The 16,738-nt window shown below is 68.4% G+C and carries 18 protein-coding genes; 7 read left to right on the plus strand and 11 right to left on the minus strand.

The annotated features are described in order from the left end of the window. Positions 1-172: 172 nt before the first annotated feature. The 5 genes from ABD346_RS00190 to ABD346_RS00210 all read right to left on the minus strand — a co-directional run bounded on the left by ABD346_RS00190 (position 173) and on the right by ABD346_RS00210 (position 4,996). Positions 173-1,630, minus strand: a complete 1,458-nt coding sequence (locus ABD346_RS00190) for a site-specific integrase (protein ID WP_344370371.1) — start codon at positions 1,628-1,630, stop codon at positions 173-175. A 141-nt stretch (positions 1,631-1,771) separates the two neighbouring features. Continuing rightward, the gene (locus ABD346_RS00195; RefSeq protein WP_344370372.1) at positions 1,772-2,716 is read right to left on the minus strand and encodes an RNA-binding protein; all 945 of its coding nucleotides are present in this window, start codon (positions 2,714-2,716) and stop codon (positions 1,772-1,774) included. Between the two features lie 62 nt (positions 2,717-2,778). After that, positions 2,779-3,645, minus strand: coding sequence for a hypothetical protein (locus ABD346_RS00200; protein ID WP_344370374.1), 867 nt, complete (start codon positions 3,643-3,645; stop codon positions 2,779-2,781). 224 nt (positions 3,646-3,869) lie between these two features. Then, positions 3,870-4,532, minus strand: a complete 663-nt coding sequence (locus ABD346_RS00205) for a hypothetical protein (protein ID WP_344370376.1) — start codon at positions 4,530-4,532, stop codon at positions 3,870-3,872. After that, complete coding sequence (locus ABD346_RS00210) at positions 4,532-4,996, minus strand: DUF2199 domain-containing protein (RefSeq protein ID WP_344370555.1); 465 nt, start codon at positions 4,994-4,996, stop codon at positions 4,532-4,534. Before ABD346_RS00210 ends, ABD346_RS00205 begins: the two co-directional genes overlap by 1 nt. Before the next feature lie 371 nt (positions 4,997-5,367). On the opposite strand from ABD346_RS00210, the gene ABD346_RS00215 reads away from it, so the two are divergent. Continuing rightward, positions 5,368-6,429: a DNA polymerase Y family protein gene (locus ABD346_RS00215; protein ID WP_344370377.1), complete on the plus strand. Its 1,062-nt coding sequence runs from the start codon at positions 5,368-5,370 to the stop codon at positions 6,427-6,429. Positions 6,430-6,438: 9 nt separating this feature from the next. Continuing rightward, the gene (locus ABD346_RS00220) at positions 6,439-6,927 is read left to right on the plus strand and encodes a hypothetical protein (RefSeq protein ID WP_344370379.1); all 489 of its coding nucleotides are present in this window, start codon (positions 6,439-6,441) and stop codon (positions 6,925-6,927) included. 100 nt (positions 6,928-7,027) lie between these two features. Here ABD346_RS00220 and ABD346_RS00225 read toward each other — a convergent pair whose 3' ends face one another. Beyond that, positions 7,028-7,420, minus strand: coding sequence for a hypothetical protein (locus tag ABD346_RS00225; protein WP_344370381.1), 393 nt, complete (start codon positions 7,418-7,420; stop codon positions 7,028-7,030). 543 nt (positions 7,421-7,963) lie between these two features. Here ABD346_RS00225 and ABD346_RS00230 point away from each other — a divergent pair. Next, the gene (locus tag ABD346_RS00230) at positions 7,964-8,620 is read left to right on the plus strand and encodes a hypothetical protein (protein WP_344370383.1); all 657 of its coding nucleotides are present in this window, start codon (positions 7,964-7,966) and stop codon (positions 8,618-8,620) included. A 463-nt stretch (positions 8,621-9,083) separates the two neighbouring features. Here the strand turns inward: ABD346_RS00230 and ABD346_RS00235 are convergent, their stop codons facing one another. The 3 genes from ABD346_RS00235 to ABD346_RS00245 form a co-directional block, all read right to left on the minus strand. Next, on the minus strand, positions 9,084-9,341 hold the full coding sequence (locus ABD346_RS00235) for a hypothetical protein (protein ID WP_344370384.1): 258 nt from the start codon (positions 9,339-9,341) through the stop codon (positions 9,084-9,086). A 279-nt stretch (positions 9,342-9,620) separates the two neighbouring features. Beyond that, positions 9,621-9,884: a hypothetical protein gene (locus ABD346_RS00240; RefSeq protein ID WP_344370385.1), complete on the minus strand. Its 264-nt coding sequence runs from the start codon at positions 9,882-9,884 to the stop codon at positions 9,621-9,623. Positions 9,885-10,072: 188 nt separating this feature from the next. Continuing rightward, on the minus strand, positions 10,073-10,705 hold the full coding sequence (locus ABD346_RS00245) for a GmrSD restriction endonuclease domain-containing protein (protein WP_344370387.1): 633 nt from the start codon (positions 10,703-10,705) through the stop codon (positions 10,073-10,075). A 371-nt stretch (positions 10,706-11,076) separates the two neighbouring features. Between ABD346_RS00245 and ABD346_RS00250 the strand changes: the two genes are divergently transcribed. The 3 genes from ABD346_RS00250 to ABD346_RS00260 all read left to right on the plus strand — a co-directional run bounded on the left by ABD346_RS00250 (position 11,077) and on the right by ABD346_RS00260 (position 13,174). Then, a complete protein-coding gene (locus ABD346_RS00250) occupies positions 11,077-12,129 on the plus strand; it encodes a DUF2599 domain-containing protein (protein WP_344370388.1) in 1,053 nt (350 codons plus the stop codon). A 326-nt stretch (positions 12,130-12,455) separates the two neighbouring features. Further along, a complete protein-coding gene (locus tag ABD346_RS00255) occupies positions 12,456-12,971 on the plus strand; it encodes a hypothetical protein (RefSeq protein ID WP_344370389.1) in 516 nt (171 codons plus the stop codon). Positions 12,972-12,988: 17 nt separating this feature from the next. Beyond that, positions 12,989-13,174 carry a hypothetical protein gene (locus tag ABD346_RS00260; RefSeq protein WP_344370390.1) on the plus strand — a complete coding sequence of 62 codons (186 nt, stop codon included), beginning with the start codon at positions 12,989-12,991 and terminating at the stop codon, positions 13,172-13,174. A 59-nt stretch (positions 13,175-13,233) separates the two neighbouring features. Here the strand turns inward: ABD346_RS00260 and ABD346_RS00265 are convergent, their stop codons facing one another. Next, a complete protein-coding gene (locus ABD346_RS00265; protein ID WP_344370556.1) occupies positions 13,234-13,899 on the minus strand; it encodes a hypothetical protein in 666 nt (221 codons plus the stop codon). 262 nt (positions 13,900-14,161) lie between these two features. Next, positions 14,162-14,395, minus strand: coding sequence for a hypothetical protein (locus tag ABD346_RS00270; protein WP_344370391.1), 234 nt, complete (start codon positions 14,393-14,395; stop codon positions 14,162-14,164). A gap of 808 nt (positions 14,396-15,203) precedes the next feature. Here ABD346_RS00270 and ABD346_RS00275 point away from each other — a divergent pair. Beyond that, entirely contained in the window at positions 15,204-16,655 is a 1,452-nt protein-coding gene (locus ABD346_RS00275; RefSeq protein WP_344370393.1) for a helix-turn-helix domain-containing protein, read from the plus strand. The last annotated feature ends 83 nt before the right edge of the window (positions 16,656-16,738 follow it).

Here is a 16,738-nt window from a genome sequence, read left to right on the forward strand (position 1 = left end):
CCACTCATCCGCTAGTTCAGCGGCCAGCTGCGAGCACGCATATCCGCTCGGGTCGAAGGTCACGGTGACCGGGCGCCGCCCTGTGTCCAGCGACACTGCCTGGCGCACGCCGATCCGCGGCGCCGTGTTCGACGATGCTGCCGGAGCCGGAGGCGGAAAGCCTCCTCGGTACTCACCTCTGCGGGGCACCCGGTTCCTCCAGGTTCAACAGGTGACGGGCGAGGGCGATGTACGAGGCCCCACCGGCCGCGTCCCAGTTTCGGAATGCGTCGTCGACCTCCCGCATCGGATCCTTGAGATAGCGGATATAGCGGTAGGTCGTGCCGGGATGGGCGTGACCGAGGCGGCGCTGCACGACCAGCAGCGGGTTGCCGACCATGTGGTCCAGCAACGTCGCCATCGGCAGCTTCCTGGCCTTGATGTCGTCAAGGGCCTCACGGGTGAGGTAGATGAGGAGCCGCAGGGCGAACGTGTGCCGCAGATCGTGATAGCACCAGCAGTGCCGCGGAAGGACCGGGGCCTCCCGGTCGTTCGACCACTGCTGCATCCGTTCCCAGGCCCGCCAGCGCACCCGGTCCCAGCCGGAGAACGACAACATCGCTCCGCCTTGCCCGAGGAACACCGCGAGCGGATCCAGACCGTCCCCAGTCTCCAGTACGGCGATGCGCCGCAGTTCAGGATCCATGTCCTTGATCACGCGGGTGACCGTGCACCCATCCAGGACCCCACGGATCCTCGCGCTGTCCGCGTCCAGGCGCTGGATGACGAACAGTTCCCGGCTGCGACGGCGCAGCGCGCGCTGTGCCTTGGCCACGATCCGGGGGCGCTCGAGCAGCAGATAGGGGTCCATCAAGGCCATCGCGCCGAGCGGAACGTACACCGAGCGCGGGCGCTGGTACTTGGCGCAGGCAGCCAGATCAACGTCCGCGGTGGCGGGCTTCGGGCCGCCGGTTAGGCCGATTTCGGGCAGCAGCAGGGTGGACCATTCCTGAAGGCGCATGCCCGTCATCAGTGCCAGCTCGCACGCGGCACGGTTGCGGTGCGGCCACCATCCACGGAACGTGCCGTCCAGGCTGGCGTCCGGCCGCAGACCCCCGAATCCGACGTCACGGCAGAACAGGTACTGCTCGAGTTCCATGTGGCGCACACGCAGGTCACGGCTGACACCGCTGCCCAGCGAGGCCGTACGGCCGGTGGGGCGCCACGGCCGCCCAGGGACCTGACCGCGCTGGACCAGGTAATCGTAGAGCTGGCCGAGTGCCGCCGAATCACGATCCCAAGCGGCCTGTCCGACGGTCTCCTCGGCTTGCTCCCGCCGCCACAACCGAAACTCCAGCAGGTCCGCCTCGCTCGCCGAGGCGAAATCGCGGCCACGGGTGGCCAGGAAATTGAACAACATCAACGCGGTGTACGCGTAGGCCTTCATCGTCTTCGCATCACGGCCCGCGAGCCCCATCGCCCGGAACCAACTGGTCAGCGGTTCGACCGGACGCATCGTGTCATCGAGCAGGATCGGGGTGCCCCGGGGCAGTCGGCGCCGTTCGAAGAGCTCGCTCAGCTCTGCATAGCTCCGCCCCGCGACCGCACCCACCTTCCAGACCCGGCGCTGGTCCACGAAGAACAACTGCACAAGACCCCCGAGAGCAGCCCCATCATCCGACATTCCGTTCAACGGATGAATGGCCGACGAGGAAACTGTCGCAGCAGGGTTCGGGACACAGACGCCGGGTCAGTCGAGCTACCGGTCTGTGGCCAACCGATATGAGCGGGGTCACCACCGGGCGCGCAGCACGCCGTCGCTATCGGGCAGGGCGGCGCAAAGAAGTGGGTGGCGTTCGTCGAGGTATACGGGCAGGGCGCAGGCGGCTCGGGCGTCGACTACAAGGGTGGCGAGTTCTTGGTACTCGGTGTCGTCGACGACCGCGTGTCTGATCGTCCCGTCCTGCGACTCCCAGACGAACTCCGCGGATCCCTCCTCTGGCAGCGTGGCGAGGACCGCGCCGACATCGGGGTTCAGGTCCGGCCAGACGGTCAGCAGGGCGCGCGGGCTGAGGCCGGTACGTACCGCGTCGAGGTTCTGCTGCGTGAGGCGGTGGAAGCGTGCGGCGTTGCGGACGTAGCCCTCCTCCAGGAGCACCGCCTGCTGTGAGGCCAGCGCCGTGCGCACGTGCGCCCAGAACCCCTCGTCGGCCGCCTCCGTCACGGCCGGCTCCTCCAGCTCCGCAGCGTAGGGGGAGGTCGCCATCGGTTCCGGGAAGAGACCGAGTTCCCGTGTACGGGCCACGGCGTCCGCGCAGTCGCTGCCCACGTATACGTACTGGTCCCACCCGACATGCACGGTGAACACGTCCCCAGCCTCCAGACGGCACCAGGCACCTTGGTCGCGGAGCATGACCCGGATCAGCTCCAGAGCGACCGGAAGGGAAACCTCGGCCCCGTCGTGGTAGCCAGCGAGATCGGGCGGGAAGAGCTTGCCGAGGCCGTGTCCTGCATCCGACGGCTCCACGCCGAAGTGGACGAAACCGGTGACTGCAGGCTCGCGGATCTCCAGCCGATCGATACCCGAGGCCTCCGCGAAGGCGGCGATCGCCGCGAGGTACGCGGCTTCGACCGGCCCATGGTCACTGACCGTCTCCTCGGCACCGGTGTAGTGGCCGTGTTCGTCACGGTCGGCGGGGTCGTACTTGGTGATCCGGTGGACGAAGGACGGCGGCACGTTGCTCCCTGCGCGGTCAGATAGGATGCCAGCGTTGGAAATGGCCTTTCCAGTGCTGGGTATCAGCTGCTGAGGTCGAACACGCCCCAGGTGGTGAACGGTTCGGCCTGGACGTAGATCCTGCTTCCTCGGCCGACAACCCGCCGACGGCCGGGGGCAGAGCCATCGGGCAGGGTGAGCAGGCCGACGTCCGTTGGCTCGACGGATGTTTCACCGATCTCTCCGTGGGCGAGTCGGTCCCGCTCCTCGCCGTAGCCACCGTAGAAGGCGACTCGCTCATCGTGGACGGCCAGTGCGTGGGAGCCCCGCACGCGGTTCGCCCACACCCTTACGGGCCGATCGGTGCGGTCGGGGCGTATCTCGACGAGCGGGAAGTCCGTGTAGGGGCACGCCCAGGCGGTGGTGCCCGACACGTTCAGGGCATAGCAGTCGAAGAGACCGGGGATGCCGGCGTCGTCCGACGTCCAGGTGTGCCGACCTGTGGAGCTCCAGCGGTGGATCCCGATCGGGTTCTCGTCGAAGTGCCCGACCCAGATCTGGCCAGCCTCGTCCACAAGCAGGTGCTCGATGGCGTCCCCGACGGAAAAGGACGAGGTCTCACGGCCGAGCGCATCGAAGACCTGGACCTGGTGCGTGTCCTCGTACCGGCGCACGCGAGACGCGGCGACGACAAACCCGCCGTCAGGCAGGCGGTCCAGGTGCGGCCAGCGGGCCCACACGGCGCTCAGCTCGGTGAGTTCGACGTTGCCGCCCAGATCGACGGAAACGACCAGCGCGTCAAAAGGCAGGACATCGCCGCCGGGTTGCGGAGCGCGTTCGGCAAGCAGCCAGTGGGCGGCGCCGAAAACGTCGACGGTACTGGTCAGGACGTGGCGGTCATGGTGCGCTTGAGGGAGATGGGCGTAGGGAACGAGGGCGGTCTGCTGCACGGGCTGGCTCTCCTGAGTGGGCGGTCGGTCACGGCCATCGGGCACTGCGGTGCGGCGACGGCGGTGCGCGAGCGGTGGAGAGCGGAGCGGGGCGCCTAGACGGCATGGCCCTTTCTGGTCGTCATGAGGTGATCCTGGTTGACATCCGACCTGGGGACAAGCCATTTCTCCAGACCCTGCGCTGTCCCTGCGCTGCAAGGAAATCCGGAGGGGCTGGCGAGCGGCTAGCCACCGTGGAGGACCCACTCGTCGAGGCCTCCGTAGACGTGAGCCTCAAGGCATTGCGGCGCGTCAAGGCCAACAGCTTCGCCGCGGTAGAGGGCGATCAGCGAGTCCTCGCCTCGCCACCACGTGTCGGTCAGGCCCTGCACTTCGGGTACCGGCTCGTATCCGCCGAGGTCCAGGGACTCGACGGCCTTGCCTCTGATCTTGGTGACGGTCTTGGCCCAGCGTCCGGCATGGGCGGCGAGCGCCAGGGACTCCACCCATCCGTCCGTGTTGGCGTGCAGGGGCGTCCAGCGGTTGGCATCAATCCCGAACTCGCCGTCAGGTCCGATCACGAATCCGTAGGCCATGGACACCCGACCGTTCCCGGCCGGGAACGACCAGCCCTCTGTTTCCGAGCCCTCGGGATGGTCGGCGTCCAGGATGCGCGGGCCGCCCTCGTAGAACGAAGCCGGCGGCAGGGCAAGGCCGCCCCAGCGGTCCTGAAATGCCACGGCCCGGTCGATCTCCACTGCGGGAATCCCAAGCCCGATCCAGGCGTCGCGGTGGCGCCGGATGCCCTGCACCGGGACACGGATGCCGTCCACCTCGACGAACCTCTGGGCTCTGCGGCTCAAGCCGGAAGGCGCGACCGGGATCGACGACATCGATGTACCGGCCATCACTGCTCCTCGCTGCTGCCGGAGTGGAACACGGCCTCCGCGATCTCTCGCACGCGGTCCATGGTGATCCCCGCGCGTTGTTCGACGGCGAGGGGATGGTCGGTGGGCTCCAGTTCGACGTAGGGGCGCTCGCCAACCGGGCGGGTGTGGACGTGGGTCTTGAGATTGAGTGTCGTGGGCGAATAGACCGGCAGATCAGTGGTCAGCCAGCCGAAGTAGGGCTTCTCGGCCTCCCGGCCGAGCGTGTCCCACAGGTCCGCCGAGCGGGAGAAGTTTTCGCGGCTGAGCGACACCCAGACACCCCAGGAGAACACCTCGTCGCTACCGACGATTGGTATCTCGATCATGCCCTTCACGAAGTGGTGCTGCGCGTGAACCACGCACTGGTCCGAGGAAAGCAGGCAGTCTTCGGCGTCGGCGAAGGCCGGATCCCACACAGCCGGGGCCTCGGCCGAGTAGGTCATCGGCAGCTCAGAGTGGTGGGCACCGCAGCACGAGCAGGTGAACCCGAGATCACTGGTCATGGCACTGGAGCCTAGTGACGGGTTCCGACACTGCCTCGGGCAGGAGCCCCGCCTGACCCGCTGCCCTACTGGACGCTCAGTCGCAGTGGCTCGAACGGCAAGGGCAGTCCTCGCTTAACTCGCAACGTTCGATTTATGTTCGATATATTGATCTCAGAGGTGCATCGGCAGCCCTCGAATGCACTGAGAGGCGGATGGTCATACTGCTGCGAACGGCGTGCGTCTCGCGGCCCATGGTGACGAACCCGTCCGCAGCAGGAGAACGAGACACTCTGAGGCGTCTGGAGAAGCCCGGAAGCGCGGGGTGAACCATGGCCACAACTACCCGTACGCGCTGCGTGCTCAGAATCCACTTCCACCTGGCCGAACAAGGCGCAGGCGAGGAGGTGTTCGCGCGGCTGCTGACGCTGGTCGAGGACATCACCCCGTGCTATCAGCCGCATCCTCCTGACACCGTCGACGCCGAGCTGACCGGGGCCTTGCGCTTCTGGGCTCCCCGCGGCCCCTACGAGATCGCCTCCGTGCTCCGCCTGCGCGCGCTGGCCCATGCCGGTATTTCCTCGACCGCGGGCATAGGCCCGTCCCCGATGATCGCGGCGATGGCCGCGGCCGCGACCCCGCACGGCCAGATCACCGTGGTCGGCCCCGACCCGGTCACGGTCACCGCGTTCCTGCGGCCCCGCCACGTGGCCACGTTGCCGGGCGTCGGGCCGGCCACCGCGAAAACCCTCGCCCAGTTCGGCATCCTCACCATCGGCCAGCTCGCCGACACCCCGCCGCCCACCCTGGCCCGCCTGCTCGGCACCCAGACCGCGCGTGAACTGAACGCCCGCGCCCGCGGCATCGACGACCGTCCCGCCCAACGCGCCGCGCTCGTGCGCTCCACCACCGCCAGCCACCGCTTCGCCCACGACGAACTCGACCCCGACCAGCACCACCGCGCGCTGCTCTCCCTGGCCGAAGAACTCGGCCAGCGCCTGCGCGCCTCGAAGGAGGTGTGCACGGGCCTGGCGATCGTGGTCCGGTATGCCGACAACTCCTCCACCACGCGCAACAAACGCCTGCCGGAACCAACCGCCCACACCGCCGCCCTCACCCACACCAGCCTCGACCTCCACCGCGCGCTGGGACTGCAACGCGCAAGGGTGAGGAGCATCTCCCTGCGCGCCGAGGGACTCACCGGCATCGAAGCCGCCTTCCACCAACTGCTCCTGGACCCCGGCGACGACAAGGCCCGCCGTATCGAGCAGGTCGCCGACGCCGCCCGCGCCAAGTACGGCCCGCACATCATCGGCCCGGCCGCTCTCGCCGCCCAGCAGCCCTCCCCGCCCAGCCCTGCCCACCGCCCTCTGGCACGACGAACACCCCTGTAGGAGCCCCCTGTGAGACCCGAGCGCTTCCGCCGGTTCTGCCTCGACACCCTGCCCCAGCACGGTCCCGACATCACCGCGGCCGAGGTGTGGGAAGGCGACGGTGCCCCGCCGTTCGGCATCGTGATCACCTTCGCGAACGGCAGCCGCCTGTGGGCCACCATCACCGGAGTCCTGGCCCCCGGCACCAAAGTCGACGACGCCGACATGCCCGTCACCGGAACCGCGCCCGAACCCGTCACGCTGCCCGCGCTGTCCATCGACGGCCAGACCAGCCCGGCGCTCGCCGAGGCCTACCTCGCAGCGGTCCTCACCCAGACCGGGAACAACGAAATCTCCCACGTCTACGGCTACCAGCAGCGCGTGAACCAGGCAGCCACCTATCCCGGCATCGGGATCGGCTTCCACAACGGCGCCCGCATCTACATGCCGATCACGCACACGGCCCGGCCCGGCCAGAACCTGGGCCGCGAACCGTACCGGCTGCAGAAGGATTTCTAAGCATTCGGGGTGAAGTGTGATGCGGTTCGTGGGACCACTTGGATCGGCGTCCGCGATTCCGGTCAGGATGCAGCACCACGCCACATGCTCGTCGCGGACCTCACCCCATGGGACGCCCTGCGAGCGAAGCAATCGGATTCTCACCCCGCTGGGACTGCTCAATGCGCGTGGCCTGCATGCGCGCCAGCGAAAGCAGCACCTGCGGATCAACCTCACCCTTGTGCGTGTAGACCATGGCGACGACCACCGTGCCGACCCGCATCACCATCGAAGTGAGCGGTTGGCCAGAGGTGTTGTGGGATCCGGTACGCGCCACGCTGGCATTGCCCACCATGGGCATCGAGATCTCCCGGTCGTTCTCACTGGCGAAGGTGACGCTGCGGCTCTTGTAGCCGGCCTGCGCAGCCTCCACGCCCTCATACCCGCTGAGGGCAATGTGGACGTTGCCAGTGCTGTTCGCGTTGTCGTACTGGACGTCCGCGTAGCTCGTCATCCCGCAAAAGTCGGCGGCTTTCCCGCACGGTGTGTCCTTGGGGATGTCCGTGCTGTGGAGCGATGTGGCGCCGGCCTTCCAGCCGGTTGGCATGCTCTGCAGATCCGGCAGGGTTTTCTTGAGCCGGGAAGCGCCGAGGGGCGACGCTGAGTCCTCAGTCGCCGCGTGCGTGCTGTCCCCTTTGCTGCTGGGCGCCGGTCCTCCGCCACCACATCCAGCCGCCCCAAGTACCAGAGCGATCACTGCCGCCGACGCCCATGAACCCGTCACTGACCGCTTGCGATACACCCGCCGGACCCCCCTGTATGTGGCTCGCCCGCCGAGAATAGATGGTGGCCACAGTCGCTGGGGAACGATCACTGAAGAGCTTGGAAACGATCTCCGAAGGTGCAAGAAGTACGCCACCGCCCAGGCACACTCGCCCAACGACTTGTCCGGCCAGCCAGAGCGCAACTTACATACGCAAGATCCCTTAGCCCAGCACCCGGTGACGCGGCTGTTATTGGCTGGCGGCGGCGGGAGCCTAGTTGTTACAACCGGTCCATGGGGATCTGGACCGATGCTTTCGTCGCGCCCGCCGAGCCGCACCTGTTGTCCCGAAAGGACTTCGGGCGCCTGGTGGTCGATCTGGCGCGCGAGCGGGTCGTCCGTACACCCTGGGCACTGATCGCGGGCGAACTCTGCGTCAACGCGAGTCTCAACTGGGGCAGCGTCAGCGGGCAGGCGCGCTGGGACGGCGCGCCGGTCGGCAGTGTGCTGCGCTCGGAAGAGATCCCGGAAGACTTCCGGGATCCCGATGCCGACCCGCCGCCGTGGGGCCCCTCGCACGAGAAGGCTCGGCTGCTCGGCCGCGGTGAGCGGATCCTCGACGTGCTGCCCGCCCTGAACAGCGCCCCGTACGGGGACGAGGACGTCGCGGTCGTCTTCGACCACCTCGACTTCACCCACCGGGCCATCCGCAACCACGTCTACTTCGAGGACCACCGCACCATGCTGGTCTGCTTCGCCCTGGCCCGCCCGCAGAACCGGCCCCTGTCCACCAACGACTGCGGACCCGCCGGCGGCCCCACACTCCCGGTGCGCACGTGCATCGTCCACACCTTCAAACACGCGATGGAAGACGGTGTCGTGCCGCCGATCGCCGACATTGCCACCCGCTACTTCGGACCCGCTCTGGTCAGCGGGGAAACCTGGGGCTAACTCAGCTATGCCCCCCGGCCCCGGGGTGACCGGCCCGGCCGCTCGGATCCCGAGGCGGCGGGCGAGCTCATCAAGGGTGCGACCGGTCGCCAACGTGCGAGAAGACGACCGGCCGCGCAAGCACTCTCGGGAGCACTCACACTCACCGTAGGGCGAGCCGCATCCTCCCGCCCGCCACGACGTCCTTGGCCCTGGGGCTGCGCGTCCGGCGGGGTGATGCCTCAGGCCGCAGGGCGGCCAGCCGACGGGCAGTGCAGGGCGGAACGCAGTTCACGGGGGGGGCATGGGCGGGGGCCCGGCGGCGGGCAGCATCGGCCAGACAGTGTCCGCGCCGCCGGGTCCGTCCAGTGTCGCCCAACCACGGGGCGTGGTGCGGCCCGGGTACCGCGCCGCGCCGGGATCTCCCGACGGGTCAACCGCCACCGGACGCCCCGGCTGTCCCTGGGCGGAACCAACCGCGGCTTCAGGTGAGGGTGATCCGCAGCTCGTAGGGCCGGCCGGTACTGATGGCCTCGGCCTGCTCGCGCAGATCGGCCGTCGTGAACCCGAGCAGCGCCTGGTCGGCGGCGCGGCGCAGCAGCGGCACGATTCGAGCCGGCGGCTGGCCCCGGTGGGTGGCGGCCAGGGCGGCGAAGGCCCGCTGGTAGGACGCACCGTAGGTGCTCGTGCTGTCGGTCAGGAGCCGGGGCAGCGCCTGCTTGTCGATGCGGATGTTGCCCATGGCCGCTCCCTCGTTCTATGGTCCCGGCCGGTCCGGTCCCAGGGATTCGACGCTAGAGCGCGGCACTGACAGTCCAGTCGGAGGTGGGCTCAACTCCAGGGGACACGGGCGAGGACCAGACCGCGGACTTCACGGGCGTGTCCGGTGTACATGAGGTGGCGGGCGACGGCGTATGCCCGGGCCCCGGTGATGAAGACGTCGTCGGCGAACAGGATCTTCTGCCCGGCGAGGTCTCGATGCAGGTGCAGGGCGTCGGCGCGCTGGCGGCGGCGCGCCTGCTCAACGCACGTCGCCGGTCCGGCCGGTGGTCACGGCGGTGTAGAAGTCCTCGGCGCGCTGCACGTCGTCGGCCGTCAGGTCCGGGCACAGGTGTGCGCGGACGTAGGCCAGGCCGCGGGCGGCTTCCTCTTCCCGCTCGGCCCGGGTTCGCAGCCCCATCAGCGCGCTCTCCGCCAGCGCCCGAGGGCTCACACCCCGCTCCTTGGCAACAGTCCGCAACCGGTCCCGGACCTCTTCACTGATCTTGATCGTGACGTCCGCCATGACCCGAGAATAGAGGCAGCCCCGTAAGCGATCTCGGGATTGCTGTGGGCGGCGTCGCTGTCCTCCCCACTGGCCCCGGCCGCGATTCGTCCATCTCGAAGACGCACGCGAACTCGCTGCCTTTCCCAGCGGCCGGTGTACGCGGGCGCGGGCAGACGCTGTACGACGGCGCGGTCCCGGCGCGGGTCTCAGCCGGTGCACGTGTCCAGCATCGATGCCAGCGCGGTCTTCTCAGCGTCGGTGCTGGTGAGCTTCCAGACGGACTTCACGTGGGTGTAATCCTTCGCATAGGTGCACCAGAAGGCCTGGTTGGTGGGCTTCCAGCCGGCGGGGCCGCTGTCGGACTTGGAGCTGTTGGAGGACTCCGACGCGATCAGCAGCTGCGGGTCTTTCAGGTCGTTGCCGAACGCCTTGCGCTGGTCCGCGCTCCAGGTGTCGGCACCCGAGCGCCAGGCCTCTGCGAGCGGGACCATGTGGTCGATCGTCGCGTGCGCCACCTCCGTGACCGTCGCACTGTCGTAGGCCGAGTACCACGACCCCGATGTGGGCTGGCAGCTGCCGGGCTTGTCGACGACGTCCTTGCCGTCACGGGCCAGCACGGCCTGACGGGTCGTGCACCCGCCGGGCTGCTCGGCCCAGATGTCGAACTTGTCCCGGGCGTAGCCGTCCATCGAGTGCGGAGCCGCCACCGTCAACGCGGCGAGCTCGGCGCGCACGGCCGCGGTCGACGGCGGCGCGGGAGGATCAGCCAGAGCCGGCGCCGTGGACAGGCCGACCAGCACGAGCGCGGACACGGGAAGCACAACGGCGAAGCGACGCATTCAACTCTCCACGGACGGTGGGGGTTTGGAGGTTCTGGCCGCCTCAAGGCAACCGCACCCACCACCCGCGCGCTACGCGCGTCGACCAGTTCCGACAACACCCCCACGCCGCGTTCACCCCGCCAATACCACCGGACGAGCCGCACCCCTCGGGTGCTGGCATCGACCACCGGGGCACTTCTTTCACCCAGCCACTTCCCGGCTCCCTCCTCCACGCCCTGCGGGACCCCGGACCCCGCCACCGGCGTACCCCCGCTTCCGTGTCGCCCAGTCGACGGAGCCTGGTTCTCCTACGACGCCCGGTTCACCGCGGCGGAGTTCTCCAGCGGCGCCTGGTTCGACGAAGCCCAGTCCCGGAAATACTGTTTGTCATGGACAAACCAAAGGCTTCGCGGCTCCTCGCCGCACTCGCCGCATGTGCGGCCGGCGCCTCCCTGCTGGTGGGCGTCCAGGCCACTCCCGCGTCCGCAGAAACCTTCTGCGGTACCCACTCGGTCGATGGCGCCATCTGGACCGAGTACACCCAGACACCCGGTGTGCAGCAGGCCCTCGGCTGTCCCACCAGCGATGAACTCGGCCTTCCCGACGGGGTCGGCCGCCGCCAGGTCTTCGACAACGGCTCGATCTACTGGAGCCCGAGCACCGGCGCGCACGCCGTGTGGGGCCTCATCGGCCAGGAATGGGGGCAGCACGGCTGGGAGGGCGGCTACATGGGCTACCCGCTCACCGACGAGCTGAGGAACCCCGATGACATTGGCGTCCGCCAGCAGTTCCAGAACGCCACGGTCTACTTCTCCCCCAGCACTGGAGCGCACGCGGTGCACGGCAACATCGGCTGGTGGTGGGGACAGTACGGGTACGAAGGGGGACAGTACGGCTACCCCACGAGCGACGAGTACAACGCCGGACACGTCGGCGGCAACGTCGATGACAACAACGGCATCCGCCAGGACTTCCAGTCCGGCAAGTACCTTCTGTGGAGCGGTGGCCAGGCCGACGCCTTCGAGGCCTGCCAGAGTGCGTGCATCGGCTACGGCGGCATCACCAACACGAAGTGGGTGAACAAGACCGAGGTCTACATCAACTGGACCGACAGCCGCTTCACGTCCGTCCACGTCACCCCGACAGCCGCCGCGTTCAAGACCGTCACAGGGACCGATGACGCCGCCAGCGACCTCAATGACGACTGGAGGCAGGTGTGGTCCAACACCCGCATGTTCCCCGGCGCCACGCCGACCGAGCAGAATTCGACCTTCCAACAGCTGATGTGCCACGCGGAGTTCTCCTACCCCAACCCCAGCGGTGGCCACTTCGGCGGTCCGACCTGGGATCTGGAAACCTGGCGCCCACAGCTCACCGGGGACAGTGACACGATCCTCAAGAAGATGCTCGCCTCCAAGTGCAACTGGGACACGGACTCCTAGCACTCGCCTCCCCGAGCCCCTCGTCAGCCTCCGGGCCGGCGAGGGGCTTCTTGTGGATCCCAGGATCGCGGCGTGCTGCCGTCCTCTGCTGCCACGAACCCGTCCGCCTCACCGTCGAGGCCATCGCCCAGTACCCCGAAGGTCCCAGGACGGCGGTACGTGACTGGCCCACCGCATAAGGGCGAGCGGTGGGCGCTTTCAGGCCATTCACCGGTTGTGGGGTGGTTGAGGGACTTTGGTCCCTGGAGAGTCAAGATCAAGTAAATGGATCATCAAGTGACCCGGCGCTGATGCGTCGTCACTGAACCGACCCATTGGGGGGACTTGTGTCCGTCATCGACTCGCGCACCTTCAAGACCGCCTGCGCCGGCCTGGTCGCCGCAGCACTGCTCGCGACCGTCGCGCCCGCGGCGAACGCCGCCGAACACACCACGACCGGCGAGCCGGGCGCCAGCGGTGAAGGCTTCGCCGTCAACCTGGCCGAGTGGGGCTACACCTATGACGAGGCCGTCGAGGCGTTCAAGGACTCCGACGTCGTCCAGGTCGTGTGGGGCGAGCTGCCGCCCGCGGGTGACGGGCGGATCCAGAAGCGCGGGGTGAGCTTCGGCTGGTACGTCTACGTCACGCTCAGCCAGAGCCAGGCCCGCGCCATCCTGTTCGGCAGCGCGGCCACGGCCGCGGGCATCATCGGGGTCATCACCGGCGGCATCGGCGGAGCGGTCGCCGCGGGCGTCTACTCCTACATAGCCAGCCTCGGCAGCGACAGCCTGAATAAGTGCAAGAAGGTCGAGATCCGCTTCACCTACGCGGGCAGGCTCGCCGGAGGGAAGTGCATCAAGTGAACCAAGGAGCCAACGGCATGAGGACTCGCCCGGCGGTCATCGGCATGCTGACCGCCATCATCGTCTTCTTCCTCGGCATGCTCATCCACGCCCAACTCCGCTCCGGCAGCGGTGAGCTGGGGACGTCGCTGCTCACCTTCGCTGCGGTCGCCGTTCCCGGTGGACTGCTCGCCTGGTGGCTCGCGGGACGCCCCCGCCGCTGAACCGTGCCGGGCCCGGCCACCATCGACCGGGCCCGGTGGCCTCGGCAGGCGCCGGTCTCCTACTTGACGCCGAGTTTGGCCAGTGCAGTGGTCCAGTCGGTGGTGATGGCTTCCTGCGCGGCGGCGAGCGTGATCTTCCCGGAGCAGATCGCCGCGTGGCCCTTCGCTTCGACGAGGTCCTTCGGGTTGTTGGGGCCGGCGCCGGACTTGTGGTCGGGGCTCGGCGGCTCGACCCACAGGTTTCGGGCGTCATCAGGGTCTCCGCCCCAGCTCAGGGGCAGATAGTGGTCGTACTCGGCGTCGTTCATCGGTCCTGTGTAGTCGTACGACTTGGCGTTAGCCGTCTTCTCGGCCCCTGTGATCGAGGCGGGCGGGCGGATCTTCGACGTGTAGCCAGGCACGCAGATCGTCGACTTCAGGTTCGCCTGCGTCACCTTGGGGTTGAGCGCGCCGGGGGTGCACTTCGGGTCCGGCAGCGGCTGCTTGTCGCTCGTGAAGCGGTAGTGGCAGGCGCCCGGCGCGGGCTGAGCCTGCACCGTGTACTTCGCCTGCGGGCCCGGCCCGGACTGCAAGGCCGCCGGAGCACCCCCCGCCGGCGCGGTCCCGGACGTACTCGCACCCGGCGAACCAGGATGCTTCCCGCCCTCGGCAGACTTGCCGCCCGAGCAGCCCACCACCGAAACGGCCACCACCAGCGAGACAGCAGCAACAGCGATACGCCTCATGGACATGACGAACCCCCTGCAGGACGGCGACCGAGAGAGAACCTACCGCCCCAGCCCAACTGCCAGGCGGCCGGGGAGAACAGTCCCCCCGATCGAAGGACTCCGCGGCCCGATGCCTCTGGAGGTGTCGCACACCGTGGCGACCACGGCCGGCGCGGATGCGCCCGGCTTCGCGGCGTCCGCCTCGATCACCACCACGTGCGCTTGATACCCCGGGGCGTGGTCGCACTCCACACCCGACTGAGGATCGGCGGCGTCGAGGTCAGCGCTCACCGCCGACAGCCGCATCGAGGGAGTCGAGCGCGAGCTCCTGGAGGTCGTCGAACTCGGGAGTGCGGGACCGCTGCCAGGCCGCGAGGCGGTCAGCGGCGTCGCGTACAGCCTGGCCCCGGAGAGCCTTCGCGGTGTAGGCGGAGACATTTCCGCCCGCCTCCATCCGGACCGCGGCAAGGATGTCGGCAGGCAGGGCCACCGCGATGTGCTCAGTTGCGGACATGCTCATGAAAATACCGAGCTGCACCAGGTGGCGACCGGTTAAAACGGTGCGTTCGACCGAGGTGGTGCCGATGCGATGATCTCGCGGGAAGGGTGCGGACTATCATCCCGGCGCACTCTTCCGGTGGTGAGAGCCTTATGCCGTAGTGCGGGGTGGTCGGGTGAGCCGGTGCAGGGTTCGGCACGGTATGTCTTCCTCCACGCCGATGCGTGGCCGAGCCAGCCCCCAGATCAGAGCGGCCGCAGCCGGCACGGGTGGCTGGGTTTCACATCAGCGCGACGCGGTGCTCGGCGACCTGCGTGACGACTTGGTCGCGCACGGCGAGGGTGGACGCCAAGGCCCCCGCATTGCAGTGGCAGGCCGAACTCCTCGTATCAGGCGTCACATTGGATGCGCGACAGCCCTGCTTCATCCGCCTGGCGGGAGGTCGTCCCCACACCTCGTCCACCACCTGGAGCGCTTGCCTCCTCCTGGGTCGACGGCTCCCGTGGGGCGGGAAAGCCTCTGTCGCCCCTGCGCCCGCCGCGCCAGGCTGGGGCGCGTGATCCAGTTGCCGCGCCTGGCCGGGCCGTATCCGTGACCTCCCGCGCGACGAGCGCGGGTATGGCATCCACGCCGGAGTCCCCTGGAAGCAGAGCGAGCCGGAGCTCGCCGGCCAGGACATGCGCCGCTGCGTCAGCCCTCTTCTTCAGCCAGTGCTTGCGCTATCTGCGGACTGCCCGTAGCCGAGGGCGACCGTTCCGCCAACTAGGTATGCCGAAGTGGTATGTTGAGTTGGCGAGTTGGTATGTCTAGGGAGGAGTTCACGATGGCACGGTTCCCTGATCCCGACGTTGCAGTGACAGCACGCGATCTGTTGAAGCAGGCACGCGGAGGCCTGAGCCAAGCAGAGCTCGGCGGACGCGCGGGGCTGACGCAGGCAGCCCTGAGCCGCTACCTGGGCGGACAGCGTGAGCCCACGTTCACCGAGCTGCAGAGGATCATCGGAGGCACCGACTACCGGCTCCACGTGAGCCTGCGCCCCGAGAAGCACGAAGAGGACGCCGTCTCGTCCCTGATGCGGCAGAACTCAACGACCTATCGGGCCCGTGATCTGGCGCTGATCAAGCGTCTTCCCCGCGCGCTGAACCCGGACAGCGGACGCCTGCCCGCCTCCGAGCCAGAAGGGCCACGCGTCGACGAGGCGCTGCTGTTCCTGTACGAACTGAACGACTTGCGGAGTGCTGCCCGGACCCCTTGGGACCGGCTTCAGAAGAACTGGGACCGCTACCGCAGCCAACGCGACCGGGACCTGGTCCACAACATCGGAGCGGTAGGCGACGGAGTCGGCCAGGCAGCCGCGATCATGGCCCGCTATATCGACGGGCACGCCCCGCTCAAGCAGGCGAAGCAACGCCGCCGCAAGACTGATGAGGACCTCCCGCGGTTCGAACGGCTGGTGTGGGCACACATCGTGTGCTGCCTTCGCGCGGAAGCCGCGATCTGCCGCCAACGAGCGGCCTGGATGCACCAGGCGATGACCGCCGCCGCCGACCGCCGCCGAGCCCAGGACGACCTGGAACGCGCCGAGTGGACCGCACGCGACTGCGACAGAGCCAAGGACTGGGAGGCCGTCGCCGCAGCCAAGGCGCAGCTGGAACGGGCGGAGAAAGCATGCGCCGCATGCTGCCAGTACGCAGCCGCTCGCGATGTCGGCACGGCCGGAGAGGGCTGCCTCGCCGTCGACCTGGAACAGTTCGCACAACGGGCACAGCTGCTCTACGAGCAGCTGGCCGCTGAACCGGCCTTCGCCGCCTGGCGCACCGAGCACGCTCCGGCAGACCCGCTGTACGACTGCTGGCTCGACGGGCCGCTTCGTGACGCCTTCACCCCGCCCGAACAGTTCCCCGATCCCCAGAAGTTCGCCGACATGCAGTTCCTGCTGGGCCGGGCGTGGCAGGACCGACTGGCAGAAGAAGCATGGAAGGAGCGGGTGGAACAGGGAGGGGCTATGGCGCTCTTCAGTACCACCGAAGCGCGTGTCGTCGACCAGTTCCAACAGCACTGGGACATCGCGCTGATCGCTCCAGACCCGGGAATCAACGCCCGCGCTCGGCGCGAGGACGACGTACTCGTGGCAGCAGTCCAGGCCGGCGAAAGCGGTCCGGGGACGGTCTACCTGCTGGCCGAGAACGCACGCGGCTTTGAGGCGGCCGAAGCGATCGCCGCAGCGCCCAAGACACTGCCCTCGATCGCGGCAGCACTGCTGCACAGGATGTGACCTTCCTCCCGCGGGCAGTCATGCGCGGCCCATGCCTGCCCCAAGGGCTCCCGGAGCCGACGGCCTGACGGAGAGACACCACA

This window comes from Streptomyces mauvecolor (assembly GCF_039532965.1).
In the GTDB taxonomy this organism is placed as follows: Bacteria; Actinomycetota; Actinomycetes; order Streptomycetales; family Streptomycetaceae; genus Streptomyces; species Streptomyces violascens.